This is a genomic window from Mesorhizobium sp. M4B.F.Ca.ET.203.01.1.1, assembly GCF_004791025.1.
In the GTDB taxonomy this organism is placed as follows: Bacteria; Pseudomonadota; Alphaproteobacteria; order Rhizobiales; family Rhizobiaceae; genus Mesorhizobium; species Mesorhizobium abyssinicae.
The window spans coordinates 1-20004 of the sequence record NZ_SRUO01000028.1 but is presented as its reverse complement, the minus strand read 5'-3'; the positions used below and the strand labels follow the sequence as shown (position 1 = coordinate 20004).

Below are 20004 nucleotides of genomic sequence, written 5' to 3'. Positions count from 1 at the left end.
CAGCATCGGAGCGCGTCGTCGGACGTAGAGTAGACAATTCCAAAATCGGTTTGTGGATAATTTAGTCGAGTCCGATCAAGGGATCAGCAAGACCTTGCCTGTCGAGCAGCGCTCCTCGATCAGCCGATGCGCGGCGCTGGCCCGATCCAGCGGGATGCGGCCGCCAATCGCCACCCGCAACCGGCCGCCAGCAGCCAAATCGAAAAGCTGGCGCAGGCTCGCCCGCAGTTCTTCGGGCGACATGAGCGGCAGCAGCGCAAAACCTCTCAGCGACTGGTTTCGGCCGATCATCGCCTCCAGATCGGCGGCCGAGAGTTGAAACCGGCCAAGTGCCGCAAACACCAGCTCGCCGCCTTGTGACAAGAGATCGAGGAACTCTTTGGTCATCGCGCCGCCGACCGTATCGAAGATCGTGTCGACGCCGCTCTCCGTCGCGTCCCTGACCTCAGCGACCCAGTTGTCAGCGCGATGGTCAATCGCCACATCGGCGCCAAGCGAGCGGACAAGGTCGAGCTTGGCCTCGCCGCCGGCCAGCGCGATCACCCGGCGGGCACCCTGCGCCTTTGCCAGTTGCAAGAGCAGCGAACCGACGCCACCTGCGGCGGCAGGGATCAGCACCTGTTTGTCGGCGACCGGGCTTTGCCGCAGCAGGTGCAACGCCGTCAGCCCCTGAACCATCAGGGCGCAGGCATCCTCGAAGGAAAGCGCATCCGGCAGAGGAACGGCCAGACCGGCGTCGATCGCCACATATTCGGCGTAACCGCCGAACGGCCGGCCGGAGGCGAACAATGGCGCCGCGACGCGTCTTCCCAGAAGGAGCTGGTCCACGCCCTCCCCGACAGCCTCGACAACCCCGGCGGCCTCGACGCCAGGGAACATCGGCAGGCGCGGCGTCACCGCGTAGCGATCCGCTCGCATCAGCACTTCGAAGAAATTGATGCCGGCGGCTGCGATCCGGACCAGAACCTCGCCGGCTCCGGCCGAAGGCACCGGGACGTCGACGACTTCCAGCACCTCGGGGCCGCCGAAGCGGCTGAACTGGACGGTTTTCATGGCAAACTCCGATCGCTATGGCATCGGCCGTCCATTGCCACTATCTGCGCTGTCTCGACTACACACTCATTTGTCCGCTGCTCACCAGGAGGTGACCATGGCCGGCCCGATCAAGAGACTGCCGATGCTGCCGGCGGAACGTGCCTTGAAAGTGATCTCGGGTCGCTGGAAGGCGGTCATCCTCTACCACCTGTTCGATGGTCCCCGGCGACTCTCGTCGCTGAAGGCACTGGTGCCTTCGATCACCCAGAAGGTGCTAATCCAGCAGTTGCGCGAAATGGAGGAGCACGGCCTTGTCCGCCGCAAGGTCTTCGCCGAGATCCCGTCGCGCGTCGAATACTCCGCGACGCCCCTTGGCCTCAGCCTCGAACCCATCCTTCTGGCGCTGTGCGAATGGGGGCAGCACCATGCCGACGAGCTCGACGAGCACGACCGGGTGGCGGACTGCATCATCAGGCCGAGGCAATCCGCGCAGACGGCAAATTGAAAAGGGCGGCGCAAGCGCCGCCCCATATCCCTTGGGAGGATAGTCTCGGGTAGACGGCTCAGGCCGCCTTGGCTTCCGCGGTGATTGCGTCGGCGGCGCGGGCCGCCTTGAGCACCTTCGCCCACCAGGCGACGTCGTTGACGAGCGCCGCGGCGGCCTGGTTCAGATGCTCGAGATCCTCGAGCTTCTTCTCGCCCTGGCGAACCGCCAGGAAATCGCCCCAAGCGATATGGACCGCCGACTTGACCGGCGCCATCTGCAGCTCGACGGCGTAGAGGCGGAGCTGCTCGACAGCGCGCGAGCCGCCGACGCTGCCGTAACCGACGAAGCCGGCCGGCTTCTTATTCCACTCGTTGGCTGCGTAGTCGATGGCGTTCTTCAGCACACCCGTCGGGCCGTGATTGTATTCGGCAGCGGTGAAGATGAAGCCGTCGAAAGAGGCGACCTTCTTCTGCCAGCGCTGCGCCACTTCGTTCTGCGACGGCGCCCAGGCGGAGGAAGCGACCTCGTCGAAGAACGGCAGCGGGAAGTCGCGCAGGTCGACGACTTCGACGTCGATATCGGCATGCGCCTTGGCGATCTTGGCGATCCACTCGGTCGGCACGTCGGCGAAGCGCGCGGCGCGCGTCGAACCGACGACAATGGCGATTTTGGGCTTGGACATTTTGGGAGGCTCTCCTTGCGGGAAATTGTGGTATCGTTTGGATACCGGCGCTATATGAGATACCGCAAAAGCGAAGTGCAAGGAGGCACGTTTTTGTTACTGAGGCACCCGCATATCACCGAAGACTGCCGCGCCGTGTCGGAAATCCTGCAGCGCGTCGGCGACAAATGGACCGTTCTGGTGGTCGGCAAGCTCGGCGACGGACCGCTGCGCTTCAATGAACTTCGCGCCGCCGTCGGCGGCATTTCGCAGAAGATGCTGACCACCACATTGCGCGGTCTGGAACGCGATGGCTTCGTCATCCGCACCGTCTTTCCGACCATCCCGCCGCGCGTCGACTACGAGTTGACAGAGCTTGGCCACGAGCTGCTGGTGCCGGTCAGCGCGCTCGGCGCGTGGGCGCGCAGGAACACCGCCAGGGTCAGGGCCGCGCGCGAGAAATTCGACGGTCTGCACGGTTGAAAGCCTGTTGCCGCAAGGATTTTTGGCGCAAGGCCCGCGAAGGATGAACCTTGGTGCCGACCCGTTTTCTGGCCGGCCGCGGTGGCGGGTCCGTCCCGTTTTCAGCTTCCGGTGAATCGTCTCGCAGTCAGCCCGGCGGGCCGTCTGCTCGCGGCAATCGTCTGCGGTTTCTGGCCGGCGTCGCATCCGGTCGCCAGGCATTTTTCGCATGCGCCCGGCGGCTTGCCGATGACGCTATTTTGCGAAGCGCAAGACAGCCCGGCATCGGCTTGCCTGATCTCGGTATAGGCGGTTGCGGCGAGCAGGCCGAACAAGCCCAGGACGGCTCCCGCAAGAACACCGTTCAGCGTTCGTTGACGCATTGTCTTCCCCCAAGCCCGGGCGGACTTGGTCACGGAAATTTGCGCACGACTGTGAAGGAGCTCACGCAGCCCGCCGGCAGGGCCCTCGCCTGCCGGAGCCGGGTCAGCCTTCGGCCGGAACCGCCTTCGGCTTGCCCTCGCCGTCCAGCGCCACCATGACGAAATCGGCATGCGTGACCTTCTCCATCAGGTCGGAGAGATAGCGCTGCGCCCAGGCCTCGACCTTGAGCGCCATCGAGGTGCGGCCGACGCGCTCGACATGGGTGTAGATGCAGAGCGTGTCACCGATCTTCATCGGCTTGGCGAAGGACATCTCCTTGACCGCCGCCGTCACCACGCGGCCCTTGGCGCGTTCGGCGGCGCGGATGCCGCAGGCAAGGTCCATCTGCGCCATTACCCAGCCGCCGAAGATATCGCCGGCCGCGTTGGCGTCCGAAGGCATGGCCAGCGTCCTCAGTGTCAGGTCGCCGATCGGCCGTCCGTCCGCGTAGTGCACCATGCCAAAATCCCCGAGATCGATGACATGATCCCGTAGCGTCACCGCGCCGGCAGGTCAACGCGCAGCGGATGCTGTCGCAAGCGCGGCTGGCTTGACCCTAAAAGTAACGCTCGAGGTTCGCGCGGATGCGATCGAGCACGGTATCCCCGGAAACGTCGGGGGCGAATTCCTTGCCGGTGATCGCCTCATAGGCCTGCGCATAGACCAGCGAAGCCTGTTCGACGATCTCGTCCGGTATGGTCGGGATCGGATCCCTGTATGGATCGCAGCGCGCCGCGACCCATGACCGGATAAAATCCTTGTCGAAGCTCTCGGGCCGTTCGCCGCTCGCAAAAGCCTGTTCGTAGCTGGCCGCGATCCAGTAGCGGCTGCTGTCCGGCGTGTGGATCTCGTCGGCCAGGATGATGGTCCCGTTTCTGTCGGTGCCGAATTCATATTTCGTGTCGGCGAGGATGAGCCCGCGTTCGGCGGCGCGCGCCTGGCCGCGGGCGAACAGCCGCAGCGCGTAATCTGACACGGTATCCCACTGTGCTGGCGTCAGAAGCCCTTGATCGAGGATCTCTGCCTTCGACAGCGGCTCGTCATGGCCGCCATCCGAAGCCTTGCTCGTCGGCGTGATGACCGGCTCGGCCAGCTTCTCATTGTCGCGCAGGCCGTCCGGTAGCCTCATTCCATACATCACCCGCTCGCCCTTCCGGTACCGGGTCAGGATCGAGGTGCTGGTGGTTCCCGCCAGATAGCCGCGCACGACGATCTCGACCGGCAGGATGTCCAGCCTTGTGCCGACGACGACGTTCGGGTCGGGATATTCGAGGACATGGTTCGGGCAGATATCGGCCGTTTCCTCGAACCAGTAGCGGGCGGTCTGGGTGAGGATCTCGCCCTTGAACGGGATCGAGGCAAGGATGATGTCGAAGGCGCTGAGGCGGTCGGTGGCGATGATGATGCGCCTGCCGTCGGGCAGGTCGTAGTTCTCGCGGACCTTGCCCTTGTAGTAGCCTGGCAGTTCCGGGATGAAGGCATCGGAGAGGGTACGCATTTGGATCTCCTGCCTCCCGGGGATTCGTCGATGCCTTCGCATAAGCTCTCGACCCCGTGCATATCAAGCGGGATTGTCGGGTTATCCCGCTAGCCATCGCTATTGCGGCGGTCGTATTTTTCACAACCGATGCCGGAAGGCGCGGCGACGCGGCGAACCCGCCGCGTCTAGGCTGCGGCCAGATTACCGGAGCCGCCCACCAGTCATGCAGACCTATGATTTCATCATCGTCGGCTCCGGCTCGGCCGGTTCGGTGCTCGCCGAAAGACTGTCGGCCTCCGGCCGTTTCTCGGTCCTGGTGCTGGAGGCCGGCGGCACCGACCGCCGCTTCTACGTCCAGATGCCGCTCGGCTACGGCAAGACCTTCTTCGACCCGGCCGTCAACTGGAACTATAAAGCGGAGCCCGATCCTGGCCTTGGCGGCAATGCCGACCACTGGCCGCGCGGCAAGCTGCTCGGCGGCTCCAGCTCGATCAATGCCATGGTCTATATCAGGGGCGCGCGCGAGGATTTCGACGCCTGGGCGGCCGCCGGCAATCCAGGTTGGAGCTACGACGACCTGCTCCCCGCCTTCAAGGCGCTGGAGGACAATGAGGCCGGCGCCGACAGATGGCGCGGCGTCGGCGGTCCCTTGCACATCACCGACTGCGCAAATGCCGTCCACCCGCTGACGAAACGCTACCTTGCGGCAGCGCAGCAGGCCGGCCTGCCGCTCAATCCGGATTTCAACGGCGCTTCCCAGGAAGGCGTCGGCATCTACCAGATCACCACCAGGAACGGCCGCCGCATGTCGGCCGCCCGCGCCTTCCTGCGCCCGGCGATGAAGCGTGCCAATGTGCGCGTCGAGACAAACGCGCTGGCGACCAAAATCCTGTTCGAGGGCAAGCGCGCCGTCGGTGTCGAATATCAGCAGAACGGCGAGACCTGGACCGCGCGCGCTGGCCGTGAGGTCATCCTGTCCGGCGGCTCCATCAACTCGCCGCAGCTGCTGCAGCTCTCCGGTGTGGGCCCGTCGGCGCTGCTCGGAGACCTCGGCATTCCGCTCATCCACGCCAACGAGAATGTCGGCGCGAACCTGCAGGACCATGTCGGCATCAACTACACATTCAAGGGCAGGCTGCCGACACTCAACCAGATCCTGCGCCCCTGGTGGGGCAAGCTCATGGTCGGCATGCAGTACATACTGTTCCGGTCCGGGCCGCTGTCGCTGTCGATGAACAATGCCGGCGGTTTCTTCCGCACCGACCCGACCCTGGCGCGGCCGAACATGCAGCTCTATTTCCAGGCCTTCTCCACCGTCATTCCGAAGAGCGGTGAGCGCCCGATCCTGACCCCCGACCCGTGGCCCGGCTTCTCGATCGGCCTTTCCAACTGCCGCCCGTCGAGCCGCGGCGAGATCATGATCCGCTCGAGCAATCCGCGCGACTATCCGCGGATCACGCCCAATGCCTATTCGACCAACGCCGATGTCGACGAGATGCTGGCGGCGGTGAAGTTCGTGCGCAAGATCGCCGCGATGCCGGCGATGGCCGAGATCATCGAGGAAGAGGTTTTGCCCGGTCCGTCAATCACTTCCGACGCCGACCTGATTCAGGATTTCAGGAAGCGCTCGGGCACCGTCTACCATCCGGTCTCGACCTGCCGCATGGGGCCGGACGCCGCGCGCGCCGTTGTCGATCCGCGCCTCAGGGTGCACGGGGTTGCCGGCCTGCGCGTCATCGACGCCTCGATCTTTCCCGACAACATCACCGGCAACACCAACGCCGCCTCGATCCTGACCGGATGGAAGGGCGCCGAACTGGTTCTGGAGGATCAGAAATGAAGATCACCGACGTCAAGACCTGGGTTGTCGGCAACCCGCCGCCCGGCATCGGCGGCAAGTATTTCATCTTCGTCAAGCTCACCACCGATGGCGGCGTGGTCGGCTATGGCGAGGCCTACAATGCCACCTTCTCCGGCCACGTCACCGCCAGGATGATCGAGGACATGGCCGAGCGTTATCTTGTCGGCCGCGATCCGCACGACATCGAGAACCTCTTCCGCCGCATCTATTCCTCCGGCTTCACTCAGCGCCCGGACGTTTCCGGCATGGGCTGTTTCTCGGCGCTGGAAATGGCCTGCTGGGACATCATCGGCAAGGAAGCCGACAAGCCGGTTTACAAATTGCTCGGCGGCCAGGTGCACGAGACGCTGCGCTCCTACACCTATCTCTACCCGCATACGGGCAGCGTGCATTCCGAGGACGCGCGCGGCAAGAATGTCTACAACGACCCGGAATTGGCCGCCGCCTGCGCGCTCGAATATGTCAAGCAGGGCTTCAGCGCCGTCAAGCTCGACCCGGCCGGCCCCTACACCGCTTTCGACGGCCACCAGCCGCGCCTCATCGACATCGACCTCTCCGCCCGCATGGTCAAGGCGATCCGCGAAGCCGTCGGAAACAGGGCGGACATCCTGTTCGGCACGCATGGCCAGTTCACTGCCTCGGGCGCGCTGCGTCTCGCCCGCGCCATCGAGCCCTATGACCCGCTGTGGTTCGAGGAGCCGGTGCCGCCGGACATGCCGGAGGTGATGGCGCAGGTCGCCCGCGCGACCTCCATCCCCATCGCAACCGGCGAGCGGCTGACGACCAAATTCGAGTTCGCCCGCGTCATCGAGAACCACGCCGCGACGATCCTGCAGCCCGACCTCGGCCGCTCCGGCGGCATCCTGGAAACCAAGAAGATCGCCGCCATGGCCGAGGCCTACCACATCCAGGTCGCGCCGCACTGCTATTGCGGTCCGATCGTCGGCGCCGCCAACATCCAGCTGGCGGTGACGCTGCCCAACTTCCTGATCCTGGAATCGCTGAAGCAGTGGGACGGTTTTCATGCCACGCTGCTGAAGAAGAAGATCGAGTGGCAGGACGGCAACGTCATTCCTTCGAAGGAGCCCGGCCTCGGCGTCGAGCTCGACGAGGCGGTTTGCGACGCGCATCCTTACAGCGGCAAGGATCTGCATCTGCAGATGATGCAGACGCCGTTGATGCCGTGAGCGAGCGGCCCGCTTACGCCTTCATCGGCTTAGGCCATCTCGGCGGCCACCTCGCCGCCAGCCTGGTCCGCAATGGTTTCGACGTCACCGTCTTCGACCGCGACCCGCCAGCCGTCGAGCGCCTGGTGGCGCTCGGCGCCAGCGCCGTGAACAGCCCGGCCGAAGCCGCCGCTCGCGCCGGCAATGCCATCTCTTGCCTGCCCTCGCCCAAGGTCAGCGAGACAGTGCTCGCCGGTCCCGGCGGATTGCTCGAAGGCCTTCCGGCTGGCGGCGCCTGGATCGAGATGTCGACCAACGGCCGCGACGAGATCGTGCGGCTCGCGGCACTGGCGTCGGCGAAGGGAATCGAGACGCTGGAATGCCCGGTCACCGGCGGCGTGCATCTGGCGGCGGCGGGAAAGATCACCGCGCTGGTCGGCGGCGACGGCGCGCTTTACGAGCGGCACCGGCCGGCCATCGAGGCGATGTGCGCAAAATCCTTCCTGATGGGTCCGATCGGCTCGGCGGCGGTGATCAAGGTCATCACCAACATGCTGGCCTTCATCCATCTCGTCGCCGCCGGCGAGGCGCTGATGCTGGCCAAACAGGGCGGGCTCGACCTCGCCCAAGCCTACCATGCCATCGTCGCCTCCTCGGGCAACAGTTTTGTCCACGAGACCGAAAGCCAGCTGGTGCTTAACGGATCCTACGATATCGGCTTCACCATGGACCTGGCGCTGAAGGACCTCGGCTTCGCGCTGCGCATGGGCAAGGATTTCGGCGTGCCGCTCGATCTCGCGTCGCACGTCAATGCGATTTTCGAACAGGGCAAGGAAGCCTATGGCGGCGGCGCCTGGTCGACGCAGATCGTCAAGCTGCTCGAGGATGCGGTCGGCACCGATCTGCGCGCGCCCGGATTCCCGGCCAGGCTGGAAACCTGAGGCGGCTAAACTTTACGAGCGATTTCAGCGAATTGGGCGGCTCGCCGGAATCAGGCCGGCAACCGCCTGAATCAATTCCTCAACGGCTTGATTCAGTATCTGAGCGTCAGCGCGTCGGGCAGGATCTCGAACGTCGCCGGAATCCGGCCCGGCGACTCGCCGTCTATGTCGACCAGCGCGCCGTTCTTTTCCACATCGCCGAGCGGTTCGACAACCACTTTCTTGCCGCGCAGGATGGTGATCGCCGGATGGTTGCGGTGCCGTCCGCCATAGAGCAGCCGGATGTCGAGGATCAGCCTCAGCTTGCTCGCCGCGCGCAGGATGACGATATCGAAGGCGCCGTCGCCGAGTTCCGCGTCGGGCGCGATCATCATGCCGCCGCCGAAGAACTTTCCGTTGGCGACCGCCACCAGCGCCATCCGCGCCTCGACCGGCGCGCCGTCGTCGACGGTGATCCTGACGTCCTGGAAGCGATAGCGGATGAACTCCAGAACCGTGCGCCAGAAGAACAGCGCCTTGGCCGAGACCTTGCCCTTGCGCTTGTCGGCGTTGACGGCGCGGTCCGTCGCCCCCGAGAGGCCCAGGCTGGCGATGTTGATGAAGTGGCGGCTGGCCAGCGCGCCATGATCGTCGATGTAGCAGATGCGCCCTGCATCGACCTTGCGCGGCTTGGCTTCGGCGATGTGCTTCAGCGTGGCATCGATGTCGTGCGGCAGGCCGAGCCCGCGAGCAAAGTCGATGCCGGTGCCGCAAGGCAAGAGGCCGAGCTCGCATATCCGGCCGGTTTCATCGAACGCCTGCAGCAGTCCGTCCGCCGTTTCGCTCGCCGTGCCGTCGCCTCCCGCCGCAATGACCAGATCGAAGCCGCTGGCAGCGAGGTCGAGTGCCAGCCTTTCAGCATCGCCTTCGGCCTGTGTCTCGCGCAGTTCGAAATCGCCGAAATGCTTCTTCAGCGAAGCGCTGACCTCCGGCCAGTGCCGTTTCAGCCGGCCGCCGCCGGCAATCGGATTGAGAACAACCCCGACCTTCAAGCAACCTCCCCTGAAGGAATCACAGGAGCGCTTGCACCTGGAATCCTTTGTCGGCATTGAAGCCCGCGCCGCCTCGCGGGGCAAGCGCCGAATGTCCGGCAATGCCGGATCAGGCGCAACGCGGCCGCGTTTCGCGCCTCTTTCGTCGGCTTCCCGAAAAATTCCTGCGCCGCCTTGGCTTGGTCCCCGATAATCCCGCTATCCACAGGCTGGGGGCAGTTCCCCAAAACCCTTACCCGGCGTACGTTGAACCCATCTCAGGCGGCTACCGATCGCCCAGCCGAAAGGCAAAGCGGAAAGGCGGATTTCCTGAGGCCCGTACGGTCCAGAACGAGAGCAGGCTCGCCTGTTGGAGGGACGGATGTCGGCGGGGCCGCGGAAAGCGTGCGAACGCCAACGGCGGACCGATGCTGCCATGAAGGCCGGTGAAAACCTTCGATGGCACGCTGGGCGAAGCCCGCAAGGGTGGAGACCGGCGGGGTCTGGAACGGGCGCTGCCCTCGGGTGGCGACTGGCAGGACCGTCAAAATCAAGGCCGGCTTGGCGCGACATCTTTCGGGAGTTGCTGCCGCGACCGTGTCCTGATCTGACAGGGAGGCGCTGGGAGAAATCCCAGCGCCGACTGTTTTTTGGGCTTTCCCTTTCGCAACGGGCGCCGGAATCGGCTAACGTTCCATGTCGATTGAAGGGGACGCTTCATGACGCTGTTCTGGAGGCCTGCCATCGCCCATGCCACAGGACGGCCGAGGTTCGCGCGGGCAAGGCGCGGGCACGACCCCTTCGCTCAGGCCTGAACGGCCATGATCCTGCTCCGCTGGCTGAGACGCATCGTCAAGACGATCCTCTGGCTGGCGGTCATCATCGTGCTCATCCCGGTGGCCGGGCTGGGCTACGGTTTCCTGACCACGCCCTCGCTCACGCCCTTGGAGGATGTCACCGACGGCGCCCCGCCAAACCGCCTCGCGAAAAAGGTCCGCGCCGAAATCCCCGGCTACCAGCAGCCGCGGCAAGCCACCTATGTCGCCTATCCGTACTGGACGGTCGTCTACGCGGCTCGCGACTACGCCGGCTTCGTCGCCAAAGACCAGCCGAGCGGCTTTCCCTACTGGTCCTATGTCAGCCGCTTCTGGCAGGGCTACGCGACGATGATCCGCGCCAGTTCGGGGAGCGAATTCAACGTCGCCGATCACCGGACGCAGGTCGTCATCGGCATCGGCCAGACCGTCGAACTGGCACTGCAATGGGCCTATGAAAACACCGTTGGCCGCATCACCGAGGCGATCGCCGGCAGGCGCACAGCGACTGATAGCTACCAGGCCAGGATGGCGAATGAATACGCCGGCTTCCTCGACCGGGCGCCGTGGTACCAATTCCCCTATGCCGAAAAGCGCGCCGGACTGTTCGGCGTCCAGCCGGCTCCGGGCGATGGCGCCGTGCGCAGCGGCGAGCGCAAGCTCGCCTTCGGCCTCGCCGACACCGTCAAGCAGGTCTATGCCGGGTTCGTCAGCGCTACATTAGCCCCGGCCTCCGATCCGGCCGGCATCCATGTCTGGGCCAAAGGGCCGATCGGCGAGGCGACGCGCACCGAGCCGGACACGCTGCTCGAGCGTGATTTCGGCGCCGATGGCACAGTCTTCGTCACCAAGGACGGTCAGCTCAGCGAGATGATCCCGCGCCTGATCGACAAGGGCGTTTCCTTCGTCGAGATCGGCGGCAATGACGAGATCATGCTCACCGTGCTTTCGCCAGCCGAGATCGCCATGCCTGAAGGGACGCGTGCCCTGTTCAGCTATCCGCTCCCGGCCGATCCGGACACGCGCCGGACCGGCCTGACCGTCGCCGTGCGCAAGCTGCATGTGGCGCTGCCGGCGCTGATCAAAGCCGGTGCCAGGCTCGAGCACGTGTACGACGGTTGAGGCTTTTCAGTCACAGCCGGAGCCCCGGAAACATTCCGTCACGCACAAATCACAATCGTGGCCAAATCCCGCCTTGTTCCCCGGCGACTGGTCATTTGGGAACGAATCCGAGGACAAGACCGTGATCAAGACCGCCCTTGTCGCCATGACCATCGTCGGCTGCGACTGCGACGCCAAGCTTTGCGAGTATATCGGCGAAACGCCTGCCAAGTGGGCGACGATCGCCGATTGCGAAGCGGCGATGAAAAGCCAGATGCTGCACGAGCGCAACTTCAACTATCCGCTGGTTTCAGGCATCTGCCGCGCCAAGGGCTCGGCGTCTTCCTCCGAGCTCGCCGCGATAGCCTCGAAGCCCGACCTGACACCCAGGCAGGCCACGGTCGATCCGCTGCCGCCCGAGCTCAGCCACCGCCCCAGCGTTCCCGTCGGCTCGCCGGCCACGGTGGCGGAAACCGAAGCCGCGAAGCCGGTCGCCTATGAAGCGGCGGTCAATGGCGGCAGCGCGGTGCTCTACCGCACCAAGGCCGGCTACGCAGTGGTCAAGACCGATCTCAGCCGCGCCGCGTCCGCGACGGTCGGCATGGCCAAGCGGTCGGCGGACTGGCTGGCCGGGATCGTGCCGAGCGGACTTTAAGCAACAAAGCGGGGCGACCCGCTTAGTTTGATTGGTCCAGCGGCGCTGCCCGCTTCCCAGGACTCGGTCGATCTGCCATAGGACGCACCGCACATCAGGTGCTTGCTCGAAAGTTCCCGCCCTTGCATCCCGCAATCGAAATCATCGGCGCGTTTGCCGCCCTCATCACCACGCTTGGCTGGATCCCGCAGGTCGCCAAGGTCGCGCGCGAACGCCGCGCCGGCGACATCTCGCTGTTCGCCACCGGCTCCATCGCCACCGGCGTCTTCTTGTGGACCCTTTACGGCCTGCTGATCGGCTCCTGGCCGGTCATCCTCGCCAATGGCGTCACCTTCCTGTTCGTGATCGCCATCCTCGGCATGAAGCTGCGCTTCGGTTGAAAACCGGCACTTGATGCACGATGATGCCGGCCGGGGTGGAGGGGTCGTTGCATGAAGGTCTTAGCCCGCACGGTGCTGTCCCTGATGCTGGCGCTTGCGCCCGCGCATGTTCAGGCGCAAGGCGACGACAAGACCGTCACGGTGCGGTCGGACGATCCGGAGATGACGGCGGCGATAGAACAGGCTCGAGCCAGCCTGGATGACTTCCTGGCCTTGTCCGAGGCCCCGCCGCCAGGAACCGACAAATTCAAACTGAAGGTGATGATCGTCGATGGCGATGCGACGGAGCATTTCTGGGTCATCCCCTTCAAGCGCACCACCACCGGCTTTGCCGGCATTTTGGCCAACGAGCCCGAGATCGTCCAAAATGTCGTCTACGGCCAGTATATCGAATTCTCCCGCGACGACATTTCCGACTGGGGCTACACCAGGGATGGCCATCAGGTCGGCAGCTACACCGTCTGCGTGATGCTGAAGAAGATGTCCGAGCAGGATGCGGATGATTTGCGCAGCAATTACGGCTTCGACTGCTGAGAGCCAATGCATGTCGCGCAAAAGTGTGCAGCGGTTTTGCGAAAACGACATGCATAAAAACAAAGATCTAAACCGCGTCGCCTGGATCCGTTTCCAGCACGACGCGCTTTAGCCGGCCGCGTCGTCCGCGGCGCCGATCTTGCGCACCAGCGCCGCCGTCGCCAGCATGGCGCCGAGATCGGCGATCATCGGCGCGATATGGGTCTGGTAGTCGATCGGCACGGAGATGTCCGGCAGCTCGAAGAAATTCTTGCTGCGCGGCATGAGCAGGAAGCCGTCGCTGCCGTTGAGCGCGATGCGGGCCTGGTCATATGGCCATGTCTCGCCGAGCCAGGTCAGCGCGCTGGCCAGGCGTCCGGTGACCAGCGGCCTCGCCGCGTCGACATTGTCGGTGCGGAACTCGTAGCTGGCGTCGAGTTCCGGCACGCCGCAGGCCAGTTCCTGCAGCTTGCTGGAGAACATGCCGCGGAAGAAGCCGACCACCTTGCCGGCCTTGCGCGCCGCAACCAGCATGCCTGGGAACGGCTCGATGGTCTCGAAGGCGACGATGACGCCCTTGAAGACCGTCTGCTGGCTCTTGCCGGAGCCCTCCGTCAGCTTCGCCTCGTAAAGCTCGAAAGGGAAATCCTCGTAGCGGCCAGATATGATGTCGTCGAAGCTCTGCCGGTTGAACGCCCCGATCGTCTCGCGCGGCAGCCGGTCGAAGGAATTCGGCCGCACGCCATGCTGGTAGCGCACATCGCGGACGAAGCCGAAGATCATCGGCAGAACCGTATCGCGGAACGATTGCTGCAGCCTGGTCGCCGGTCTCACCGCCTGGAAATAAAGCAGCACCGCCGCCCCGAAGCCGCCGACATAGAGGAAGACGTGCGGGGTCGAGAACCATTGCTCGTTGGGGTCGGCGGCCGCGTTGAACAGCCAGGCGACAAGCGCCACGAACACCAGCACCAGGCCGACGAACAGCGGCACCCGCCAGCGGACCTGCCCGTAGGTTGAAGCCCGCTTCGCCTCATAGGCCTCGATGTCTTTCCTGATGCCGGCGATCACCGCCTCGCTCGGCATGAAATCCGCCGCTTCCATCGCCACCCCCGCCGCAGAGACTGTGCCTCGTGCGGCCATGATAGCGGCTTTTGCGTAAAAGTCGTCAGGCCTCGGCCGGCTCGCTGAAGATCGCCTTCAGCCGGCCCTCGACCTTGCCGCGCAGTCGGCCCTTGAGCGCTTCGACAGGGACCAGCCGCTCATGGCCGCGGACGCGCTGCCGCATGAAGGGATGCAGCCGGTAGCCCGCTATGGCGCCGCGCGCGCCGAGGTCGGCGCCGACATCGACGACGAGGATGGAGCCGATGCGGCCCGGCCATGGCTGGCGGGCAAAGGCCGTGCCGAGAAAATCGCCGAGCCCGTAGGCGACAAGCGTCTTACCGATCCGCTCCATCGGCTGCACGACATGGGCATGATGCCCGGCGATCAGCCCGACGCCCTGCCCGGCCAGTTGCTCGGCCAGCGACCGTGTCTCCGGTCTTGGAAAGTGCCGGAACTCCCAGCCCCAATGCGGCACGGCGCAGACGAGGTCGACGTCCCTGGCCGCGTCGCGCGGCCCCGGATCGCTTCGCATCGACACGCGGCTCGCGAACGGTGCGGCGTCGGCATTGCGCCACTGCGTGAAAGCGAAGAGGCCTATGGTCAGCGGTCCCACCGCGAACCGCTCGATCGGCGCCTTCGCGGCAGTGCCGATGCTGCGGACACCAAGCCGCTTCAGCGTCCGGACGGTCTCCTCGAAACCCGCGACGCCCTGGTCGAGCATGTGGTTGTTGGCCAGAGACAGGACGAGTTTCTCGCGCGCAATGCCGACCGCCGCCAGGGTGTCGGCAAGGAAGCGCTCCGTCATCGCATGATGCGTGCCGAGCCTTGTGCCGACCACGGCGCTCGGCCGCTCGACGACGGGACTTTCGCAATTGCCGACCACCAGGTCGGCGGAGGCGAGCAGCGCCGCGAGGGCCGGATCGCACTCCGGCGCACTGCGGTTGGCGACCGCCGAGATGTCGCCGAGGACGGCCAGCCGCACCTTCCGCGCCGGCGGCGGCTCGATCAGCGTCGCGGCCGGCGGCGCAAAGCCTCGCGCCTCGCCGCCGAGCGACGGCCGCAGGAAGCGCGGCAGCCAGGACAGTTTGTAGGAGAGCGGATAGTTCGACACGCAATGCCCATTCGTTTGCCCTGTGTAGACCGTCTGCCCGGCAGGAGGAAGCAGCAGACGAAGCGCCGCAAATCTGTGTATTCTCGCCGATGGAAGACCCGACGGGAGGATCCGAAATGACCCGATTGCCGAGCCTTGTCGCATCTGCGCTCATTCTGCTCCTGCCGCTTGCTTCTCCTTGCGCCGCTGCCCCCGATCCCGCTCCGCTGTTCGAGGCCAAGACCGTCACCGAGCGCAACAGCGCGCTCGCCGCGCTTGAGGCAGCCGCGCCCAGCGATCCGGCATCGGCATACGCCGCCGGCGCCGGCGAATTCTTCACCGCGCTGGAGATCCTAGCCGGCGGCCTGCATCGCCACGGTTTCGAAAGCCCGCAATCCTTCATGCTGCCCTTGATGCGGTTGCCGGTGCCGGACAACCCCAATCCCGAGCCGCTCACCTACGAGGAATTCCGCGCCATCCTGGTCGCCTTCCGCGACCGGCTGCAGAAATCCGCCGCCACGCTGGGCTCCGTGCCGGCCGATGCCGATATCGGCATGGTCATCGACCTCACCCGTCTCGGCATCGACCTCAACGAGGACGGCAACATCGCCCGGGACGAGAGCGCCGCGTCGATCATGGCCGCGCTGTCGCGCGGCGGCGCGCCGGACGGGCCGGCGCCGTCACTGACCTTCCGCTTCGATCGCGCCGACGGCTACTGGCTGCAGGGCTATGCCGAGTTCCTGATGGCGCAGGCCGACTTCTGGCTGGCGCATGATTTCAAGACCATGTTCGACGGCTCGTTCCACATGCTGTTCCCGCGCGCCAAACTGCCGCTGCAGGACGTGCTGGTGCCGCCGGACGGCGGCATGAGCGGCTCGATCTTCGCTTCCGAATGGCGCTTCGCCGACTTCATCTCGCTGGTGCATCTGGTCAACTGGCCGGTGGTCGAGCCGGAACGCCGGCAGGCCGCGCGCCGCCATCTGCTGGAGATGATCCGGCTGTCGCGCGAGGACTGGAAGGCGATCCGCGCCGAGACCGACAACGACCGCGAATGGCTGCCCGGTCCAAAGCAGAAAGGCCCCAACCCGCTCACCGGCCTCGAAGTCGGCGAGGAACAGGTCACGGCCTGGCTTGCCACGCTCGACATGGCCGAGGACCTGCTTGAGGGGCGCGTGCTGCTGCCGCATTTCCGCGTCGCCGGCAAGGGCATCAACATGAAGCGCTTCTTCGACGAGCCGAAGACGTTCGATCTGGTGCTGTCGATCACCGGCCCAGCCATCGCGCCCTATTTCGAGAGTGGCAGGATCCTGACCGGCGACGACTTCGACCAGATCCAGCGCGAGTTCGGCGGCGCCGGCTTCCTGACCTTCGCGCTGTGGTTCAATTGAGGACACAGGCCCGCCACCGCTCCTGACAGCCTGCTGTCAGCAGCATCGGTGGCGGGTGCGTGCCCCGACACTCCGCTCTTTCCATTTCGGGCGAGTCCTCCCATATTCGGGCCATGGCCAAACTCCCCGAAAAGAAAACGCCGTCGCAGGCGCAGGACGACCGTGGCGCGCCGAAGCGGCGCAGCCCGCTGACTGAATTCCTCGACGCCGCCGAACCGCTCGAGCCCGGCGGCTTTGCCGAAGCGCCGCAGGCCGACTTTGCCGGCGCGCCGCTGACCGGCTCGATCGCCGACTGGGCCGGCCAGATCGAGCGCGAAGCCGAGAAGCAGCCGAAGGCGAAAGCACTCAAGAAGATCCCTGAACGCTCGTCCGCGCCCGGGCGCACGGCGCGCGGCACCTCGATGGGCGGCGCGGCGTCAGCCAAGGAGCGTACGGCCGCGGGGCTCAACCCGGTCGCCGGCCTGGACATCAGCCTGGAGGATGCCGAGTCGATTTCGTCCGGCGGCGTCACCGCCACGGTGGCCGCGCTGTCGGCGCTGATCGAGTCCGGCAATCCGCTGCACAAGGACGGCGTGCTGTGGACGCCGCACCGCCCTACCCGCCCAGAAAAGTCGGAAGGCGGCATCGCCATCAAGATGGTGTCGGATTTCGAGCCGGCCGGCGACCAGCCGACGGCGATCAAGGACCTGGTCGAAGGCGTCGATCAGAACGATCGCACCCAGGTGCTGCTCGGCGTTACCGGCTCAGGCAAGACCTTCACCATGGCCAAGGTGATCGAGGAGACGCAGCGCCCTGCCCTGATCCTGGCGCCGAACAAGACGCTGGCCGCGCAGCTCTACGCCGAGTTCAAGAAGTTCTTCCCCGAAAACGCCGTCGAGTATTTCGTCTCCTACTACGACTACTACCAGCCCGAGGCCTATGTGCCCCGGACCGACACCTATATCGAGAAAGAATCCTCGATCAACGAGCAGATCGACCGCATGCGCCACTCGGCGACGCGCTCGCTGCTGGAACGCGACGACGTCATCATCGTCGCTTCGGTCTCCTGCATCTACGGTATCGGCTCGGTCGAGACCTATACGGCGATGACCTTCCAGATGCAGATCGGCGACCGGCTCGACCAGCGCGCGCTGCTCGCCGATCTCGTCGCCCAGCAATACAAGCGCCAGGACATCAACTTCGTCCGCGGCTCTTTTCGCGTGCGCGGTGACACGATCGAGATCTTCCCCGCCCACCTCGAGGACCGCGCCTGGCGCATCTCCATGTTCGGCGACGAGATCGAGCAGATCACCGAGTTCGACCCGCTGACCGGGCAGAAGACCGGCGAGCTGAAAAGCGTCAAGATCTACGCCAACTCGCACTACGTGACGCCGCGCCCGACCTTGAATCAGGCCATCAAGTCGATCAAGGAAGAGCTCAAGCACCGCTTGCAAGAGCTTGAAAAGGCTGGCCGTCTGCTGGAGGCGCAGCGGCTGGAGCAGCGCACCCGCTTCGACCTGGAGATGCTGGAGGCGACCGGCTCCTGCGCCGGCATCGAGAACTATTCGCGCTACCTGACCGGCCGCCAGCCGGGCGATCCGCCGCCGACGCTGTTCGAATATGTGCCCGACAATGCGCTGATCTTCATCGACGAGAGCCACGTCACCGTGCCGCAGATCGGCGGCATGTATCGCGGCGACTTCCGCCGCAAGGCGACGCTGGCCGAGTACGGTTTCCGCTTGCCATCCTGCATGGACAACCGGCCGCTGCGCTTCGAGGAATGGGACGCCATGCGTCCTCTGTCTGTCGCGGTTTCGGCGACGCCCGGCGGCTGGGAACTGGAGCAGTCCGGCGGCGTCTTCGCCGAGCAGGTCATCCGTCCGACCGGACTTATCGACCCCCCGGTCGAGGTGCGTCCCGCCAAGAGCCAGGTCGACGACGTCGTCGGCGAAATCCGCGAGACGACCAGGGCCGGCTACCGCACGTTGGTCACCGTGCTCACCAAGCGCATGGCCGAGGACCTCACCGAATATCTGCATGAGAACGGCATCCGGGTCCGCTACATGCACTCCGACATCGACACGCTGGAGCGCATCGAGATCCTGCGCGATCTGCGCCTCGGCGCCTTCGACGTGCTGGTCGGCATCAACCTTCTGCGCGAGGGCCTCGACATTCCCGAGTGCGGCTTCGTCGCCATTCTCGACGCCGACAAGGAAGGTTTTTTGCGCTCCGAAACCTCGCTGATCCAGACCATTGGCCGCGCCGCCCGCAACGTCGACGGCAAGGTCATCCTCTACGCCGACCAGATCACCGGCTCGATGGAACGCGCCATGGCGGAAACCAACCGCCGCCGCGAGAAGCAGATGGAGTGGAACGCGGCCAACGGCATCACGCCGGAATCAGTCAAGTCGCGCATCGCCGACATCCTCGATTCGGTCTACGAGAAGGACCATGTCCGCGCCGACATCTCGCAGTTCACCGACGATGCCGGTGCGATGATGGGCAACAATCTGAAGACCCATCTCGAGGCGCTGGACAAGCAGATGCGCGATGCCGCCGCCAATCTCGATTTCGAGAAGGCGGCCCGCATCCGCGACGAGATCAAGCGGCTGCGCGAGATGGAGCTTGCCATCTCCGACGACCCGCTGGCACGCGAAGTCGAAAGCCAGAGCCCGGCCTCGGGCCGCGAAAAGGGCAAGCACAACAAGGGCGTGGCGAAACATCGTACCGCGGAGGAACAGGAACGTTTCCGCAGGCTCGACGAAGCTCGCGCCGCCGAAGCGGCTGCCAAGGCTGCCCGGCCCAACCTCTTCCGCAAGCCGCAACTCGACGAAATGGGCGCCGATGGCGCCGTGCCGGTGAAGAAGCCACTGTTCGCCAAACCGTCGATCGACGACATGGGCCCTGGCACCGACATGCCGACGCCCGCGGGTGCCGTGTCGCGCTCGCTGTTCAAGAAGCAGTCGGCGCAGGAGGCGCACGGTTCCGACTTCGGCATCCCCGGCGAGCCCACCAAACCATTGTTCAAGAAGAACTCGCTCGACGAGATGACGGTGCGGCGGACCGAAAAGCCGGTCGAAGGAAAAGTGCCGGCGAAACCAAAGCCAATCTCCCCCCATGTGGGGGAGATGTCCGGCAGGACAGAGGGGGGCGCGAAGGAACGCGACGATTCCCCTAAACCAATCGTTCGCCAGCGCGCCGGCATCGGCTCCTACGAGGATCCCGGCGACGCCCGCCGCGAAAAGCGTCGGCCGGGCAAGACGGGTAGGCCGGGACGGTAGCGCCTCTCCTTCTCCCCTTGTGGGAGAAGGTGAATGGGCGCGCGGCGCCGAGACGGATGAGCAACTGTGTTCGTCAGGACCTGTTTGGATTCCAAGGTTCGTTGTTTTGGATCATCGCGCTGAGGATGGTCAGGATCTTTCGTGCCACGGCGACGAGAGCGACCTTGGGCTCCTT

Annotated in this window: 19 protein-coding genes; 11 read left to right on the top strand and 8 right to left on the bottom strand. The window is 65.2% G+C overall.

The window, feature by feature from the left end:
* Positions 1–75 precede the first annotated feature (75 nt).
* Positions 76–1053 (bottom strand): zinc-binding dehydrogenase, encoded by a 978-nt coding sequence (locus tag EN846_RS32880; protein WP_127392956.1) that lies wholly within the window; start codon positions 1051–1053, stop codon positions 76–78.
* A gap of 97 nt (positions 1054–1150) precedes the next feature.
* Between EN846_RS32880 and EN846_RS32875 the strand changes: the two genes are divergently transcribed.
* A complete protein-coding gene (locus EN846_RS32875) occupies positions 1151–1540 on the top strand; it encodes a helix-turn-helix domain-containing protein (RefSeq protein WP_127394200.1) in 390 nt (129 codons plus the stop codon).
* A gap of 58 nt (positions 1541–1598) precedes the next feature.
* Here the strand turns inward: EN846_RS32875 and EN846_RS32870 are convergent, their stop codons facing one another.
* A complete protein-coding gene (locus EN846_RS32870; protein WP_127394201.1) occupies positions 1599–2204 on the bottom strand; it encodes an NADPH-dependent FMN reductase in 606 nt (201 codons plus the stop codon).
* A gap of 93 nt (positions 2205–2297) precedes the next feature.
* On the opposite strand from EN846_RS32870, the gene EN846_RS32865 reads away from it, so the two are divergent.
* Complete coding sequence (locus EN846_RS32865; protein ID WP_187331432.1) at positions 2298–2666, top strand: helix-turn-helix domain-containing protein; 369 nt, start codon at positions 2298–2300, stop codon at positions 2664–2666.
* A gap of 101 nt (positions 2667–2767) precedes the next feature.
* On the opposite strand, the gene EN846_RS32860 is transcribed toward EN846_RS32865, so the two are convergent.
* The 3 genes from EN846_RS32860 to EN846_RS32850 form a co-directional block, all read right to left on the bottom strand.
* Positions 2768–2980 carry a hypothetical protein gene (locus tag EN846_RS32860; RefSeq protein ID WP_127394202.1) on the bottom strand — a complete coding sequence of 71 codons (213 nt, stop codon included), beginning with the start codon at positions 2978–2980 and terminating at the stop codon, positions 2768–2770.
* A 151-nt stretch (positions 2981–3131) separates the two neighbouring features.
* Positions 3132–3527, bottom strand: coding sequence for an acyl-CoA thioesterase (locus tag EN846_RS32855; protein ID WP_126058720.1), 396 nt, complete (start codon positions 3525–3527; stop codon positions 3132–3134).
* A gap of 97 nt (positions 3528–3624) precedes the next feature.
* Positions 3625–4566 (bottom strand): phosphoribosylaminoimidazolesuccinocarboxamide synthase, encoded by a 942-nt coding sequence (locus tag EN846_RS32850; protein ID WP_127394340.1) that lies wholly within the window; start codon positions 4564–4566, stop codon positions 3625–3627.
* Positions 4567–4771: 205 nt separating this feature from the next.
* Between EN846_RS32850 and EN846_RS32845 the strand changes: the two genes are divergently transcribed.
* From EN846_RS32845 to EN846_RS32835, 3 genes are read left to right on the top strand one after another with little or no spacing between them, the layout of a single operon-like run.
* The gene (locus EN846_RS32845; RefSeq protein WP_135859022.1) at positions 4772–6388 is read left to right on the top strand and encodes a GMC family oxidoreductase N-terminal domain-containing protein; all 1617 of its coding nucleotides are present in this window, start codon (positions 4772–4774) and stop codon (positions 6386–6388) included.
* Positions 6385–7596 (top strand): mandelate racemase/muconate lactonizing enzyme family protein, encoded by a 1212-nt coding sequence (locus tag EN846_RS32840; protein WP_127393383.1) that lies wholly within the window; start codon positions 6385–6387, stop codon positions 7594–7596. Before EN846_RS32845 ends, EN846_RS32840 begins: the two co-directional genes overlap by 4 nt.
* Positions 7593–8516, top strand: a complete 924-nt coding sequence (locus tag EN846_RS32835; RefSeq protein ID WP_127393382.1) for an NAD(P)-dependent oxidoreductase — start codon at positions 7593–7595, stop codon at positions 8514–8516. The genes EN846_RS32840 and EN846_RS32835 overlap by 4 nt, the downstream gene beginning before the upstream one ends.
* 92 nt (positions 8517–8608) lie before the next feature.
* On the opposite strand, the gene EN846_RS32830 is transcribed toward EN846_RS32835, so the two are convergent.
* Positions 8609–9547 carry a diacylglycerol kinase family protein gene (locus EN846_RS32830; RefSeq protein ID WP_127393381.1) on the bottom strand — a complete coding sequence of 313 codons (939 nt, stop codon included), beginning with the start codon at positions 9545–9547 and terminating at the stop codon, positions 8609–8611.
* A gap of 800 nt (positions 9548–10347) precedes the next feature.
* Here EN846_RS32830 and EN846_RS32825 point away from each other — a divergent pair.
* The 4 genes from EN846_RS32825 (at position 10348) to EN846_RS32810 (ending at position 13011) form a co-directional block, all read left to right on the top strand.
* Positions 10348–11463: a hypothetical protein gene (locus tag EN846_RS32825; RefSeq protein WP_128346787.1), complete on the top strand. Its 1116-nt coding sequence runs from the start codon at positions 10348–10350 to the stop codon at positions 11461–11463.
* Between the two features lie 121 nt (positions 11464–11584).
* The gene (locus EN846_RS32820) at positions 11585–12097 is read left to right on the top strand and encodes a hypothetical protein (protein ID WP_126058714.1); all 513 of its coding nucleotides are present in this window, start codon (positions 11585–11587) and stop codon (positions 12095–12097) included.
* A 122-nt stretch (positions 12098–12219) separates the two neighbouring features.
* Positions 12220–12477, top strand: coding sequence for a SemiSWEET transporter (locus EN846_RS32815; protein ID WP_126058713.1), 258 nt, complete (start codon positions 12220–12222; stop codon positions 12475–12477).
* A 51-nt stretch (positions 12478–12528) separates the two neighbouring features.
* Entirely contained in the window at positions 12529–13011 is a 483-nt protein-coding gene (locus tag EN846_RS32810; protein ID WP_127393790.1) for a DUF2314 domain-containing protein, read from the top strand.
* Between the two features lie 108 nt (positions 13012–13119).
* On the opposite strand, the gene EN846_RS32805 is transcribed toward EN846_RS32810, so the two are convergent.
* Both EN846_RS32805 and EN846_RS32800 read right to left on the bottom strand, forming a co-directional pair.
* Positions 13120–14091, bottom strand: coding sequence for a DUF3137 domain-containing protein (locus tag EN846_RS32805; RefSeq protein WP_127393791.1), 972 nt, complete (start codon positions 14089–14091; stop codon positions 13120–13122).
* 64 nt (positions 14092–14155) lie between these two features.
* Positions 14156–15202: a CapA family protein gene (locus tag EN846_RS32800; protein WP_127393792.1), complete on the bottom strand. Its 1047-nt coding sequence runs from the start codon at positions 15200–15202 to the stop codon at positions 14156–14158.
* A 116-nt stretch (positions 15203–15318) separates the two neighbouring features.
* On the opposite strand from EN846_RS32800, the gene EN846_RS32795 reads away from it, so the two are divergent.
* Complete coding sequence (locus tag EN846_RS32795) at positions 15319–16569, top strand: hypothetical protein (protein ID WP_128276023.1); 1251 nt, start codon at positions 15319–15321, stop codon at positions 16567–16569.
* Between the two features lie 113 nt (positions 16570–16682).
* Positions 16683–19829, top strand: coding sequence for an excinuclease ABC subunit UvrB (gene uvrB, locus EN846_RS32790; protein WP_127393959.1), 3147 nt, complete (start codon positions 16683–16685; stop codon positions 19827–19829).
* Positions 19830–20004: the final 175 nt, after the last annotated feature.